This window comes from Blautia coccoides (genome assembly GCF_034355335.1).
GTDB lineage: Bacteria > Bacillota > Clostridia > Lachnospirales > Lachnospiraceae > Blautia > Blautia producta.
The window spans coordinates 1,192,385-1,207,458 of sequence record NZ_CP136422.1; the positions used below are offsets into that span (position 1 = coordinate 1,192,385).

Annotated in this window: 10 protein-coding genes; all 10 read left to right on the top strand. The window is 43.3% G+C overall.

The features are described 5' to 3' along the window. Nucleotides 1-208: 208 nt before the first annotated feature. The 10 genes from rlmD (at nucleotide 209) to BLCOC_RS05210 (ending at nucleotide 15,009) form a co-directional block, all read left to right on the top strand. The gene (rlmD, locus tag BLCOC_RS05165) at nucleotides 209-1,369 is read left to right on the top strand and encodes a 23S rRNA (uracil(1939)-C(5))-methyltransferase RlmD (protein ID WP_115625544.1); all 1,161 of its coding nucleotides are present in this window, start codon (nucleotides 209-211) and stop codon (nucleotides 1,367-1,369) included. 303 nt (nucleotides 1,370-1,672) lie between these two features. Continuing rightward, a complete protein-coding gene (locus BLCOC_RS05170; RefSeq protein WP_115624613.1) occupies nucleotides 1,673-2,656 on the top strand; it encodes a DUF2971 domain-containing protein in 984 nt (327 codons plus the stop codon). A gap of 60 nt (nucleotides 2,657-2,716) precedes the next feature. Next, nucleotides 2,717-3,724 (top strand): PDDEXK nuclease domain-containing protein, encoded by a 1,008-nt coding sequence (locus tag BLCOC_RS05175; protein WP_115624614.1) that lies wholly within the window; start codon nucleotides 2,717-2,719, stop codon nucleotides 3,722-3,724. A 381-nt stretch (nucleotides 3,725-4,105) separates the two neighbouring features. Continuing rightward, the gene (locus tag BLCOC_RS05180) at nucleotides 4,106-4,477 is read left to right on the top strand and encodes a hypothetical protein (RefSeq protein ID WP_115624615.1); all 372 of its coding nucleotides are present in this window, start codon (nucleotides 4,106-4,108) and stop codon (nucleotides 4,475-4,477) included. 598 nt (nucleotides 4,478-5,075) lie between these two features. Beyond that, nucleotides 5,076-5,327, top strand: a complete 252-nt coding sequence (locus tag BLCOC_RS05185; protein ID WP_131918275.1) for a hypothetical protein — start codon at nucleotides 5,076-5,078, stop codon at nucleotides 5,325-5,327. A gap of 200 nt (nucleotides 5,328-5,527) precedes the next feature. Continuing rightward, entirely contained in the window at nucleotides 5,528-6,010 is a 483-nt protein-coding gene (locus tag BLCOC_RS05190) for a GNAT family N-acetyltransferase (RefSeq protein WP_115624617.1), read from the top strand. Between the two features lie 121 nt (nucleotides 6,011-6,131). Continuing rightward, on the top strand, nucleotides 6,132-8,183 hold the full coding sequence (locus tag BLCOC_RS05195; protein WP_115624618.1) for a methyl-accepting chemotaxis protein: 2,052 nt from the start codon (nucleotides 6,132-6,134) through the stop codon (nucleotides 8,181-8,183). A gap of 151 nt (nucleotides 8,184-8,334) precedes the next feature. Beyond that, on the top strand, nucleotides 8,335-10,743 hold the full coding sequence (locus tag BLCOC_RS05200) for an ATP-binding protein (RefSeq protein ID WP_115624619.1): 2,409 nt from the start codon (nucleotides 8,335-8,337) through the stop codon (nucleotides 10,741-10,743). Between the two features lie 279 nt (nucleotides 10,744-11,022). Beyond that, complete coding sequence (locus BLCOC_RS05205) at nucleotides 11,023-12,165, top strand: aldo/keto reductase (RefSeq protein WP_115624620.1); 1,143 nt, start codon at nucleotides 11,023-11,025, stop codon at nucleotides 12,163-12,165. Between the two features lie 30 nt (nucleotides 12,166-12,195). Beyond that, on the top strand, nucleotides 12,196-15,009 hold the full coding sequence (locus BLCOC_RS05210) for an ATP-binding protein (RefSeq protein WP_115624621.1): 2,814 nt from the start codon (nucleotides 12,196-12,198) through the stop codon (nucleotides 15,007-15,009). Nucleotides 15,010-15,074: the final 65 nt, after the last annotated feature.

Consider the following 15,074-nt stretch of genomic DNA (forward strand, 5'->3'; position numbering starts at 1 on the left):
GGTGGCGGCAGAGGCCTTCGTGTTACGGAGGAATCTGCCGTTGTTTCATTGTAATAGGAAGGTTCTCTGTTCTTTTTATGGACGCGGACAGGTTTACCGGATATAATAAATGAAAGGCGGCATAGGTGTGAAACGCTGTTTAGGTGTGAAACGCTGTTTGGGTGTGAAATGATGTTTCAGAAGAGAGCAGATAGAAAGGTTGTTATATATGGAAAACAAAATGGAAATAAAAAAATGTCCTGTGGTCAAGAAATGCGGAGGATGCAGCTGCAGAGGTGTTTCATATAAGGAGCATCTAGAAGGCAAGGAAAAGCAGGTAAGGAAGCTCTTAAAAGGAATTTGTAAAGTGGAGCCCATCGTGGGCATGGAGAATCCTTATCATTACAGGAATAAAGTACACGCTTCTTTTGCCCATCTCCGCGACGGAAGTGCGGTTTCCGGAAAGTATGCAGAGGGAACACACAGGGTGGTGCCTGTGGATGACTGTCTCATAGAAGATGAGAAAGCAGATGTTATTGTAAAGGACATCCGAGGACTTTTGAAGTCTTTTAAGATTAAGATTTACAGCGAGGACAGCGGATATGGGCTTCTTCGGCACGTTATGGTGCGCAGGGGATTTGCAAGCGGCGAGATCATGGTAGTCTTAGTAGCCGTTTCGCCTATTTTCCCATCAAAGAATAATTTTGTGAAGGCACTGAGAAAACTGCATCCTGAGATCACAACGGTGATCCTGAATGTAAATGACAAGAGGACGAGCATGGTGCTGGGGGAAAGGAACATTACCATTTACGGAAAGGGATATATCGAGGATGAGCTGTGCGGCTGTACTTTCCGAATCTCACCCTCCTCTTTCTACCAGGTGAATCCTGTACAGACAGAAAAGCTGTATGGAAAGGCAGTAGAATTTGCAGGGCTGACAGGAAAAGAGCGGGTGATCGACGCATACTGTGGTATCGGGACCATTGGCCTGATCGCCGCAAAACACGCAAAGGAAGTGATCGGCGTGGAATTAAATAAAGATGCGGTGCGTGATGCAGGTATCAATGCAAAGAGAAACGGCAGTAAAAATTTCAGGGCTTTTCAGGGGGATGCCGGAGCCTTTATGGTGCAGATGGCCTCGGAGGGAGAAAAGGCAGATGTGGTTTTTATGGACCCGCCCAGGGCTGGCAGTGATGAGGCTTTTCTGTCATCTGTAGTGAAGCTGGGACCAAAGAAGGTGGTGTACATTTCCTGTAATCCGGAGACACTGGCAAGAGATTTGAGGTATTTGGTTAAGAAGGGGTATGAGGCAGTGAGAGCTGTGCCTTATGATATGTTTGCTTGGACGGAGCATGTGGAGACCGCCGTGTTGCTGGTGCGGAAACCTTGATTCCAGGCGGGTTTGAGGGATTATTTGGAGAAAATGGAGTTGTGTTTTTGTGGAGGGTAAGATGGATAAGTTTTCGTAGATAAGGGGACGGGGATAACGCCGGATAGTTTGAAAATGAGGGTTTTGTAGGGCAAAAGATACAATCCGGCAAAACCCCTACATTTTGGCAAAAGATATATTGCATGGAGAAAACTAAACTCTGTAACAGAACAATTATCAAGTCCTAATTGTATCATTATTGAACGGCTTTTGTTATAAACGGTTTATCTGAAATATTAATTTTCTACTAAGGAGAATATAGATATGAAAAGTAATATTTTATATCATTATTGTAGCAATGAAAAAGCATATAATATCCTTAAAGGAAAAACTATTCGTTTATCTGATATTATAAAGAGTAATGATTCCTTTGAAATGAATATTTTGTTTCCGGAATTTTTTGACGAATTGTTAAATATCTATAATAATTTTAACGGGTTTGATTATGAATTTTGTTATAATGAAAAAAGAGATAGTATTGCATGGCAGCATTTTGTAAAAGATATGGAGAAAGAGATTACAAAGTCGATTCAAAGCGGTAATATATCAACATATGTAGCTTGCTTTTCAGAAGAAGGGGACTTGTTAAGCCAATGGAGAGGATATGCTAATGATGCTCAAGGAGTTGCTCTAGGTTTTGATTTTACCATGTTAGAAAAATATGCACAGAATAGTAGTTTACTTAGGTTAGAAAAAGTAATCTATCTTTCACCAGAGGAACGAAAACAGTTAATTTATAACAGTGCCAAGGAGATTTTGTACATTATTAATACTGTGTTAAATGCAATAATGGAAGGGGATGTGATAATCGAAGATGGGTTAGAATTTGGTAATTATATATTTGAAAATATACGCTTTAATATTCTGCAACAAATAAATGAAACCGTATGTTATAAAATGGACGGTTTTAAAGAAGAGTGCGAATGGCGATTGTATTTAGATAACCCGATTAATAAGGAAACAAATAAAGTAAAGTTAGTGAGAATGCTAGGAAATGATGAGCAATGGAATCAGGTAGCTTTAGAGTTTATAAATGAACGCTTGAATTTTCAGGTGACTTCAAAGAATATAGTCCCTTATTTAGAGGTTTCATTTAGTGAAATTGATAAGACAAATAAATTAATAAAAGAGATAATTGCTGGTCCCTGTAATCGGATTAGTGAAGTTGATATGAATTTATTTTTAAAAAAGTATAATATCGTGGAATGTGCTTTCCATTCATCACAAGTAAAATATGTAAGGCGTTAATAAGTGTAACATAACGAATTTGATATAAAAATTAAGAGCAATTGACTCCATGGAGGGGATATGGAACAACAATTTTATGAACAAATAAAACATATTCTTTCAGAAGCCAGAAACAAAGTATATCAAACTGCAAACTTTGCCATGGTGGAAGCATACTGGAATATAGGGAAAAGTATCGTGGAACAGCAGGATGGCTATGAAAAAGCAGAATATGGGAGTAGATTAATAGCGGAATTATCCAAACAAATGACTATAGATTTTGGTAAAGGTTTCACACCGACTAATCTTAAATACATGAGACAGTTTTATCTGACATTTCCAAATAGTCACGCACTGCGTGACGAATTGAGTTGGACACATTATCGCCTGCTTATGCGCGTGGAAAATGAAAATGCCCGTGAATTCTATACAGAAGAAGCAATAAAATCGAATTGGAGCACACGGCAGTTAGAAAGACAAATTAATTCGTTCTTTTATGAAAGATTGTTGTCCAGCCAAAATAAAGAAAAAGTCTCAAGGGAGATTCAGAAATTGGAGTCCGCAAAAGTGCCAGAGGATATTATTCGCGATCCATATGTATTAGAGTTTCTGGGATTAAATCCGAATGACGATTTTTATGAAAGCGATCTTGAAGGGGCATTGATAACGCATTTGCAAAAGTTTCTCTTAGAATTGGGGAGAGGATTTTCTTTTGTTGCCAGACAGAAGAGGATTACATTTGATGGCCGGCATTTCCGAATAGACCTTGTTTTTTATAATTATATTTTGAAATGCTTTGTATTAATTGATTTAAAAATTGGGGATTTGACACATCAGGATTTAGGGCAGATGCAGATGTATGTACATTACTATGAACGTGAATTGATGAATGAAGGAGATAATCCACCGATAGGAATTGTTCTTTGTGCGGATAAAAGTGAATCTGTAGTAAAGTATACCTTACCGGAAAATGAAACGCATATTTTTGCTTCTAAGTATAAGCTATATCTTCCAAGTGAAGAAGAGCTGTCACAGGAATTGCAAAGGGAGTACAGAGCATTGGAATATGATAAAGAAAAATCAAATTAACTTTACTTAAAGATAGTGTAATTTTTGTGGGAGGGGTAAATTAATTCATAAAGGGGTGATTTTCCTTCAAAAGGGGTAAGAGAGGGAGAATAATCGAAGAAATCTACCCCACCATTATGTAATGAAAATATTTTTGCCATGTAGTATAAAACCTCTGTCCCACCGCATGTGGAAACTGTCACGTTTCTCGTGCGGAAAGGTTGATACTACGGGATAAAATGCTTAATATTGGACAAATTCGGTACCTAGGGCAGATGCCTGTCATTAGATTACTTGAAACCGAAAAGTAGGTTGGAAAACGGTGCTTGTTATGGATGCATTAACTTAAGTATTCTAAACTGAACACAATGAGAAATCATAATTTGGTGCAAAGGAGAGTCAATGAAAAAGAAAAATGTAATAATATGTCTTATTACAGTGGTTATTGTGATGATAATTGTTTACTTATTAATTAGACCTAAAATATTAGGTAATATGAATCATAGTTATTCAGAACAGATAACTTCAAATTCTGAAATTTCATTTTCAGGAGAGGCAGGTGACAGAATAAAGTTTTTATTTAGTTGTAATATAAAACATGGTGATTTAGACTTAGTTTTACATGATTCAGATGGTAATGTGGTGTATCAATTAGATAAAGCAAAAGAATTAGAAACTTTTCATACATTGGACAATGCAGATATATATACATTAACAGCAAAACATAGAAACTTTATCGGAAAATATAAAATTAAAATTATTAAGGTTGATTAAATGGTTTTCGGAAATTAAATTCCAGTATATTAACTTGAAACATTTTGATAAAATGCGGATATTGTTTAAGTAACTTTGTTGAGGCTTGTATTCAAGGTATCCGCAATTAGTAAATGATTATATTTATAATTATCGTGAAATGTGGGAAGAGTAGAACCTTTCAATTCTGCCACCAGTGTCGCGGAATTGGAAGGGGGTAGTGTGAAAGAAATGATTCATATATAAGAATATAAAAATTTTGTAAACAGTATGATTCCAAAATCTCATAAGTCCAATAGGGATCTTTGAATTGTATTGAGATATCGGTAAAGGGATTTGTAATAGACGGAATAGTCATGGCTGGGAAAAATGGCTGATTTGAGGTAAATATTCAAAGAGGGTTTTGCCGCGTGGCAAAACCTTTATTTTTACCAAAAGTAAAAAGATTTGCCAAAACCTATCCTCCGAAGTAAAAAGCGGACATCTGCATACCTGAAGCAGAAAAGCAGATTGAAAAACAGTTCTTGTTATAGACGCATTGCCTTACATATAGTAAACTGAATTTAGAGGGAAATCCCCAATTTATGTGGAAGGAAAAGTTGAAAAGATGTTAAAAGGCATGAAGAAAGTGCGCATTGTTTTAGCAGTATTGCTGTGTTTATCCGTATCAGGATGTGGTAATGGATTTGCTAAGGCAGAATACGAATCTGCCGAAAAGATTGCAAAAGCAGAAGACCATTATGCCAAAGAAAGATCCGTAGCAAATACAACCGATACAGGATGTTCCATTACGGTTTCTAAATTTGACGGACGTGAAACAATATGGTCAGACATGACGGATGAGGCACAGGATATGGAGATGGATTTGTAACAAAAACCGTATCATTAACGCCCGGGCAGAATAGATTGAAACTTGTGGGATATGACTGCGAAGATATTGATTTACAGATTTTATTTACAGAGTAGGCACTGGCAGTAGGATGATCCGGCGATTCATCACATTCAAAAGCTTTAATCCTAAGCTTAATAAATGAAACTCGGTACAGAAAATAGAATTAGAAAGGCGCAAAAATGATCAGATTAAGACCTTACAAAGATACGGATGTCTGTGAGATCCTATCCTGGTGTAAAAATGAAGCGGATTTTTATAAATGGACAGCAGGGATGCTTGGAAACTATCCCATTACGGAGAAAGAATTTAATTCTGTGAAATCATTGATGCCTTTTACCGCATTTGACGAATCTGGCATTGTGGGCTTTTTTACTTTTAGAAACCCTGGTAGTTCCTTAGATGAACTGCGTTTTGGATATGTGATCCTAGACCCAGCTAAGCGTGGTAAAGGTTACGGAAAAGCAATGATACAGCAGGGAGTGAAGTTTGCATTTGAAATTTACGGTGCCGGAAAAGTTTCGCTGGGAGTATTTGAAAATAACCCCTCAGCTTATCATTGCTATAGAGCAGCAGGATTTCAGGATCTGATCTCCGATCGTGTGGAGACGTATCATGTAATGAAGGAAGACTGGAAATGCTTAGAACTGACAATGGAAAGATGATTTTCTTTTCCTTTTGTAAGGCATATGATATAATATTTTGTATGTAAAGTTATTAAATACGCAATGGAATTGAGCTGCTGTATGCTGTGATAAGCCAATGCCATGACTATGGGGGGAAAGAATGTCAAATATTTTAAACCGTGAAAACACTCATGGAGAGGAGGCTGTAAAACAGAGAGAAAAGTCCATCTCCACAAGAATCACCGGGAGCCTGCTGATCGTTCTGGTTCCGTCACTGGTCATACTGATCATTATATCCTGTATCGTTGCGGCCAATAATATTTCAGATCTCAATGATGAGCTTCTGGACGTGCAGACAGATTATGCGGTTTCCATTGTGGATGATTTTTTTAAGAGTAAAACAGCAGCAGTCAGTATGTTTGAGAAGAGCGATGACCTCCAGTCTTATTTTAGAGCTGTCAATACGGCAGAAGATATTGAAAAATATAAGGAGAAGGATATAGTCCTGAAGGAACTGTCCGGTGCCCTGGAACGCATGAGGGATGAAAATGTTTTGCAGGTATGGGTCGCAGATGACAAGACTGACTGTTACCTGCTCTCAAATGGAGAGGCAGTGGCAGCGAATCTGGCGGATGTGGTATGGCGTCAGCCGGTGCTTGATGAAAAGAAGCCGGTTGTATCTGAGCCTTATCTGGATCCGGCCACAGGAGAATCCATAATCTCTGTAGTTTCCCCTGTATTTTCTGAAGACAATTTAAAGATTGAGGGATTTGTGGGGTTTGATGTCTATGTCAGCAGTCTTTCGCAGCTTCTCTCAGAGATAAAAGTAGGGGAAAATGGGTACCTGGAGGTGCTTTCCGGCAGCGCGGACTACATATACAGCGATGACCCTGCGGCTATGGGGAAAAATGTCGAAGAGCTGAACATATCAGATGACTATAAAGAAAATGTAAAGAGTAACTATAACGGAATCTTTAATTTTGAATACAGTGATACAGCCTATACCTCCATGTTCAGAAACTGCGGGACAACGGGATGGCTGGCGATTGCCACACTGCCTGTTTCAGAGGTAAATGCCACACGTAATCATCTGATCGCCGCACTGGCTGCGCTGTCTGTTATCATGATAGGGATTCTCATAATGGTTATTATGGTGATCACCCGCAGGATGATGAAGCCTTTGGTGGAAATCAGCGGCAGTATGCAGGAGTTTTCAGAAGGTAACCTGGAAGTTTCCATTAAAGAGTACGGAAATGATGAAATTGGCCGCATGGCTGTGAGCATCCGTACTTCCGTCAGCACATTGAAAGAGATGATACATGATGTCACACATGTATTGAGTGAGATTTCAGGCGGTAACCTGGACGTGACGGTGAGAGATAACTATATCGGTGATTTCCGCTTCATACGGGAGGCACTGGAACAGATCATTGAATCATTGAATTTGACTCTGGGTCAGATCAATGCCTCTGCGGAACAGGTTTCCTGCGGTTCTGAGCAGGTATCAGAAGGTGCGCAGTCTCTGGCACAGGGAGCGTCAGAACAGGCGGGAGCAGTGGAAGAACTGGCAGAGAGTATCAGCGAAATATCAGAACAGGTGTCTGCCAATGCCGACAATGCGGCAACGGCAAACAGCAGAGTGGCGGATGTGGGCAGAGAGGCTGCCAGGAGCAACACCCGTATGCAGGAAATGCTGGAAGCAATGCAGGAGCTTAAGAAAAGGTCATATGAAATCGGCAATATCGTCAAAGCCATTGAGGATATTGCGTTCCAAACCAATATATTAGCACTGAATGCCTCTGTGGAAGCTGCCAGAGCCGGGGAGAGCGGCAGAGGATTTGCCGTAGTGGCGGGCGAGGTAAGAAATCTTGCAACCAAGAGCGCGGAGGCATCCCGAGATACTACCGTGCTGATAGAAGGCTCCCTAAAAGCTGTGGAAAACGGCGCAAAGCTTGCGGATGAGACGGCGGCGATGCTGAAACGTGTGGTGGAAGGCGTAGGAGAAGTGGCTGATTCCATCGACAAAATTTCCGAGGCATCCGGTGATCAGGCTCGTTCTGCGGAACAGGTTGCCCGGGGGATTGACCAGATTTCCGGTGTGGTCCAGATGAATTCAGGTACTGCGGAAGAAAGCGCAGCTGCCAGTGAGGAACTTTCCGCACAGGCACAGATTCTGAAAGAACTGATTGGAAAATTCAAGCTGAAAAAGTAGATAAATATAGGCGAAGCCGGGAGGCATTACGATTCTTACCAGGTTCGTAAATGCCTCTTTTTATTTAAGTGATAGATAATCATATAAATTTTTCATGCTGCAGGAAGACAACTGATGATATGTCACAGAAACAAAATGAGGAGGGAACCGCATGTCCGGGGATAATCTGAGGAATCTGCTGGATTCTTTGAGTGAGACCAGTATTTATGTCATAGAGGAGAAAAGCCACCGGCTTTTGTATTGCAATCAGCGCTGCAGAAAGACCGGCCGCGGCAGAGCTGTGCTGGAAGCAAAATGTCATGAAATCTGGCCTGAGCTATGCGGTAATTGTCCGGTCAGAGCTATGGGCAGTGGGAATTCCAGCCATATTGTCTGTTATGATCCGCTGTTGAAGAACACAGTGGATGTGACAGCAGACAGAACAAACTGGGATGGAGATATCCCGGCAGTGGTGATCACATCCACGCCTCACACTCCGAATTTTGAGGAAAAGCAGTGGATACAGAATATTGAGCAGATGTATGCCCAGAGCCTTGTGACTATATTTGATGAATGTATCATTGCAAATCTGACTACGGATTATTATGTTAATTGTCAGAAGGATGTAATGTGGACGGATATACCGGAGCAGGGAAATTTCGGGGCAGAAAATTATAATTACGCAAAAAAGGTAGTACATCCCGATGATCTGGAGCTTTTTCACGAGAACTTTTCCCGGGAGGCCATGCTGCGTCTCTTTGGGGAAGGAAAAAAGCAGATATCCAGGCGTATGCGCCGACTTACAGCAGAAGGAAACTATCACATGGTGGAATTTACCGCAGCCAGGGTGGATAAGCTGGGGGAAAAGGAATGCTGGTGTATCCTGGTATTCCGTGATATACAGGAGGAATTTCTGCAGGAGCAGCAGCGCAATCTGGAAATCAGCCAGTTGGCAACAGCCGCAGGATTTGCGTATCAGATGCTCATATCTGTGAACCTGACTAAAAGGACCTACCATATGCTTGAATATGAGCGCTATTCTGTTGCTCGTCCCGGGGATGAAGGTGATTTTGATGAACTGATCGAGTCTGAGGCTGCCGGGGTCCATCCTGATCACAGGGAGAAGTTCCTGGAGAAATTCTCCTATTTTTCTCTGGTCAGCGCATTTGCCCAGGGAAAGCGTATTGTATCAATGGAAGTGCCTCATATGGGAGAGGACGGAAGCTGTCACTGGTATTTTACACAGGTAGTGAGGGTGGACAGTCCATATACAGATGACCTGGTCGAAGTCACTCTGTCAAGAAATATTGACTGGGAACGCAGGATCCAGCAGGAAACCCTTGAAAAAGAGAGAAGGGCAAAACAACTGTTGGAAGATGCGCTGCAGAAAGCGGAGAAGGCCAGTCAGGCAAAAAGTGACTTCCTGTCAAGAATGAGCCATGATATCCGGACCCCTCTCAACGCAATTGTGGGAATGACGGAGCTGGCACAGCTCCATTTAGAGGAAACGGAACGATTAAAGGACTATTTTACAAAGATACAAAGCTCCGGCGCTCATCTGCTGGGATTGATCAACGAAGTGCTGGATGTCAGTAAAATTGAAAGCGGTACCGTGGAACTGGAGGAGAGGGAATTTGACTTGAAAAGTCTGGTGGAAGAGGTGTCAGAGATTGTGCGCATTTCTCTTGAAAGGAAAAACCAGACGTTTTTCGCTGAAGTGGAAGAGGGGACTCATACCCAGGTGGCAGGAGATGCCAGGAGACTGAAACAGGTGTTGGTGAACATTTTGGAAAATGCGTCCAAGTATACAGATAAGGGAGGCAGGATTTCTCTTATTGTCCGAGAGGAGCGCAAGGAAGAGCAGAGAGCAGGGACCTACCATTTTCTGATCAAGGATAACGGCATTGGTATGAAACCTGAGTATCTGGAACATATCTTTGAGCCTTTCAGCAGAGCGGAGGACAGCCGGACCAGCAAGGTTACCGGCACCGGGCTTGGGATGACGATCGTAAAAAATATTGTTTCTATGATGGACGGTACTATTGAGGTGGAGAGCGAGTATGGAAAAGGTTCTGAATTTTTGGTCACATTGTGTATGACAAAATGTTATGGAACCGTCTCCGTCCCTACAGAAGAAAAGATGGAGGATATCTCCGGCTTTGCAAACCTCAGAGTTCTTCTTGCGGAGGACAATGAGCTGAACCGGCAGATCGCTGTGGAGATGCTGGAGCTTCTGGGGGTACAGGCAGAGGTGGTAGAGGATGGTAAGCAGGCAGTGGAGGCAGTCCTTACCCATGCGCCTCTCTATTACGATATCGTCTTCATGGATATACAGATGCCGGTTAAAAATGGATACGAGGCGGCCCGGGAGATCCGTAGTTCCGGTATGGAAAGGATCAGTGAGCTTCCCATTTATGCCATGACAGCAGACGCTTTTTCTGAGGATGTTAAAAGCGCGCGTCTGGCAGGTATGAATGGACATCTGGCAAAACCCATCTCTATAGAACAGTTAAAAAAAGCTTTGGTAAGCTGTTGTATATGGAAAAAGAAGAATCAATGGGAAGATATCGGTCCTCAGTAGCGGGACCCCTGCCAAAAACGGCAGAAAAAAATTAATGCAGCCATTACATGATCTTGGAAAATTATGGAATGACTGCATTATTTTATGTTATAATAAAAAGTAATGGTTAAAGCCGAAAGAAGTTGAAAAATGTATGAAGCTATCCCATTGAAGGGCATGGTTTTATGCGTTATATGGAATTTTGCCCTGAGTCCGCAGGAATAGAAATAATATGGCAGGGGAACATACACAGGGAGTAACGCAGTCTTTTTCTGCCCGTTATGGAAAGGTGAGTGAAAAATGAGATACAGAGAACTAGGGAAAACCGGATTAAAAGTCAGTGAGATCGGACTTGGGGCAGAGTGGCTGGAGCGCCACAACGCCCGGGAGGTCCAGGAAGTGATCCTGCGCTGTGAGAAAGCGGGAATCAATATTCTGGACTGCTGGATGTCGGAGCCTAATGTGAGGTCTAATATAGGCGCAGCCATCAAAGGCAGAAGAGAGCGCTGGATCATCCAGGGACATCTGGGATCTACCTGGCAGAACGGGCAGTATGTGAGAACCCGCGATATCGGGCAGGCGAAGACAGCTTTTTTTGATCTTATGGATCGCCTGGGGACAGATTACATAGATTTGGGTATCCTTCATTTTGTAGATGAGGAGGAAGAATTCCGGCGTATTATGGATGGGGAATTCTATGAATATGCCAGAAGCTTGAAAGAAAAGGGTATAATACGACATATGGGAATGAGTACCCATAATCCCGCAGTTGCAAAGCTGGCTGCCTTAAGCGGCAGGATCGAGATGATATTGTTCAGCATCAATCCGGCCTTTGATATGCTTCCTGCCAGTGACGATATAACAGAATATTTCAAGGAAAACTATGATGAGGGTCTGGGCGGAATTGCCCCTGAACGGGCAGAGCTGTACAAGATCTGTGAGAAAAACGGAGTGGGTATTACTGTCATGAAGGGATATGCCGGAGGACGTCTGTTCTCGGCAGAGACGTCTCCCTTTAAAACCGCGCTTACCCCTGTGCAGTGTCTGCACTATGCCCTGACACGTCCGGGGACTGCCAGTGTAATGGTGGGATATGATACACCGGAACATGTAGATCAGGCGGTGGCATATGAAACGGCATCTGAGGAGGAAAAGGATTATGCCACGGTTCTTGCCAACGCTCCGGTACATGCCTACTACGGACAGTGCACTTACTGCGGTCACTGTGCCCCGTGCCCATCCGGAATCGACATTGCAATGGTCAGCAAACTCTATGATCTGGCCGTGATGCAGCCGGAGGTTCCTGCGGCTCTTAAAGCTCACTATAAGGGGCTGTCAGCAAACGGCAGGGATTGTGTGGAGTGCGGCGGCTGCGAGAAGAACTGCCCTTTTGGCGTCAAGGTCACTGAAAAAATGAAAAAGGCGGAAACACTGTTTAAATAAGACTGCCGAGGATAAAAGGAGTTTCTGAGTATGAGAGAAAAATCACAGATGCCGAAAAAAGGCATCAGACTGCTGGTTATGCTGGCCTTATTATTTTTTGCGGTCCTTCTGCCATGTAATATGGTTTGGGCAGAAGAAAACAAAGAGGATAAGACTCTGCGCGTGGCATTTCCGGAGGTGGAGGGATTCACCGAGACAAGCGCTGACGGAACCAGACACGGTATTGTGGTGGATTATCTGAATGAAATTGCAAAGTATACCGGATGGAAATACGAATATATCAGTGCCGACGGTGAAACCCTGACAGAAAAGTTTCTGAACGGTGAATATGATCTTATGGGGGGAACCTATTATCTGGAGGGCATGGAGGAATACTTTGCCTATCCTGATTATAATACGGGATTTGGAAAATCCGTTCTTCTGGCGCGCAGGGATGACAGCAGCATCAAGGCATTTGACTGGAGAAGCATGGAGGGGAAAAGCATTGGCGTTTATGAAAATGCCCGGGAAAATATCCGCAGGCTGAAACAGTTTATAGAGAGCAATGGAATTGGCTGTACCATCCGATATTACAGCAAGGACCAGCTCCAGGACGGCAATCTCTATCCTTATCTGGAAAAGGGAGAAATAGATATGATACTCGGCAACAGTGCGGAGGACACGGAAATATTTCGTCCCGTTGCCACCTTTGACTCCCAGCCCCATTATATTGTGACTGTACCGGGGAATCAGGAAATATTGGATGGATTGAATATGGCACTGGAAAATATATTGGATTCCAATCCTAATTTTGCGGAGGAACGTTACCAGGCTAATTTCACCGACAGCGGAAAGGCCAGCATATACCTGAATGATGGAGAACGGGCGTATATTAAACAAAAGAAAACAGTGTCTGTTGCAGTGGTAAAGGACTGGCATCCGCTGTTCTGTGAAGAATATGCAGAGGAGTTTCACAACGGATTGATCGTTGATGTACTGGAGGAGGTCAGGAAATTCACCGGCCTTGAGTTCAGCTATGTCTATGCGGAATCATACGCGAAAGCACTGAAGCTGGTGCTGGAGGGGGAGGCAGACATACTGGGTGCCTTTTTGGGAACTGAGGAGGAGAGCATAGAAATGGATCTGGCTCTGACCCAGACCTACGGCAATTTGAATGATATCATAACCAGGAACAAATCAGTCAGCTTTCCTTCAAAGGGCCTGGTTGGCGCAGTGCTGGAGGGACGCCAGATGCCAGGAAGCATAGAGACTGATAAAGTGATCTATTACCGCAATGTTGCAGAGGCGCTTTCCGCTGTCAACCGGGGAGAAGCGGACTTTTTCTACGGACTCTCAGCCAATATGGAAGAAGAGATGCAGAAGCATCATTATACAAATGTAGTGCCGAACACCCTGGTAAACAACGTAAATGAGATCAGATTTGCCATGAAAAGCCCTGCGGAAACAGATCTGCTGACCGCTATGAATAAGGCGATCAACAGCATGAGCAGTGATAAAAAGGATACCCTGGTAAACCAGAATATGATGTCCGCAGGTGTCACCTCGCTGACTGTGGTGGATCTGCTGTATGCCAATCCGGTATTGTTTATTACAGTGATCGTATGTGTCTTCGTGCTGGTGGTATTTCTTGTTCTGATGGCGGCACGCAGCCGTGTGCGCTCCGCTGAAATGCAGATCAGCCTGGAAAAAGCAGAGGCAGCCAGCAAAGCAAAAGGGGAATTCCTGTCCAGAATGAGTCATGAAATTCGTACCCCAATGAATGCCATTGTCGGGTTGAGTGATCTGACTTGTATGATGGATGATGTGCCTGAGGACGTAAGAGATAATCTGACAAAGATCCGGGATTCCTCCCATTATCTTCTGAGTCTTATCAGTGATATTTTGGATATGAGCAGGATCGAGAGTGAGATGATGACCATTGACGCCGAGCCTTTCTCCGCAGTACAGATCGTGGAGGAAATACAGAATATCATGACAATGGAAGCCCGTAAACACGGGTTGGAGTTTGAGATACACAGGGATATCAGAGATGACAGATTAGTAGGGGATGCGGTGCGGCTGAAACAGGTGCTCATGAACCTGATCTCCAATGCCTTTAAATTTACGCCGGCCGGAGGCCATGTGCGTCTGTATGTGCAGCAGACAGGAAAGACAGGGCAAAACGCTGTGTATAAGTTTAGAGTAGTTGACAATGGCACCGGGATTTCAGAAGAGAACAGGCAGCGTATCTTTGAGGCCTTTGAGCAGGCGGGTACCAGTTCTGCCAGAAGCCAGGGAACCGGACTGGGACTCGCCATAAGCAGAAATATTGTGCAGCTTATGGGAGGTGAACTGAAACTGAAAAGCGAACCGGGACAGGGCAGTGAGTTTTATTTTACCATAAAAATTCCTGTTGGTGATGTAGAGGAGGAAAAGGAGGAAAGTCCGGAACAGGCAGAGGAGCTGTGCCTTGTGGATGCTCAAATCCTTCTGGCTGAAGATAATGACCTGAATGCGGATATTGCCTGTGAACTGCTGAAGATACAGGGGGCTGATGTGACCCGGGCCAGAGATGGAAAAGAGGCGGTGGAGATATTCAGCCGCAGCAGGCCGGGGGATATCCAGGCAATCCTCATGGATATTCAGATGCCTGTCATGAATGGGTTGGAAGCGGCAAGAGAGATCAGAAGCCTTGACAGGGAAGACGCAGCTGCTGTTCCTATTATCGCCATGACCGCCAATGCTTTTAAGGAGGATGTGGACGCAGCGGAAGCAGCGGGTATGAGCGGATTCGTGGCAAAACCGGTGGATGCAGAGTATCTGTACCAAGTGCTGAGAAAGGCGGCAGCACACAAGAAAGACTGAAAAACAGAGGCATTTTCCGAAACTTGATATGGAAAGTTATCGGAAGTGCCTTTGTTAAATGAGGC

Excerpts from the sequence above, each read along its gene's own strand:
- rlmD (WP_115625544.1), top strand. The coding sequence starts at position 209 with ATGGAAAACAAAATGGAAATAAAAAAATGTCCTGTGGTCAAGAAATGC.
- BLCOC_RS05170 (WP_115624613.1), top strand. The coding sequence starts at position 1,673 with ATGAAAAGTAATATTTTATATCATTATTGTAGCAATGAAAAAGCATAT.
- BLCOC_RS05175 (WP_115624614.1), top strand. The coding sequence starts at position 2,717 with ATGGAACAACAATTTTATGAACAAATAAAACATATTCTTTCAGAAGCC.
- BLCOC_RS05180 (WP_115624615.1), top strand. The coding sequence starts at position 4,106 with ATGAAAAAGAAAAATGTAATAATATGTCTTATTACAGTGGTTATTGTG.
- BLCOC_RS05185 (WP_131918275.1), top strand. The coding sequence starts at position 5,076 with ATGAAGAAAGTGCGCATTGTTTTAGCAGTATTGCTGTGTTTATCCGTA.
- BLCOC_RS05190 (WP_115624617.1), top strand. The coding sequence starts at position 5,528 with ATGATCAGATTAAGACCTTACAAAGATACGGATGTCTGTGAGATCCTA.
- BLCOC_RS05195 (WP_115624618.1), top strand. The coding sequence starts at position 6,132 with ATGTCAAATATTTTAAACCGTGAAAACACTCATGGAGAGGAGGCTGTA.
- BLCOC_RS05200 (WP_115624619.1), top strand. The coding sequence starts at position 8,335 with ATGTCCGGGGATAATCTGAGGAATCTGCTGGATTCTTTGAGTGAGACC.
- BLCOC_RS05205 (WP_115624620.1), top strand. The coding sequence starts at position 11,023 with ATGAGATACAGAGAACTAGGGAAAACCGGATTAAAAGTCAGTGAGATC.
- BLCOC_RS05210 (WP_115624621.1), top strand. The coding sequence starts at position 12,196 with ATGAGAGAAAAATCACAGATGCCGAAAAAAGGCATCAGACTGCTGGTT.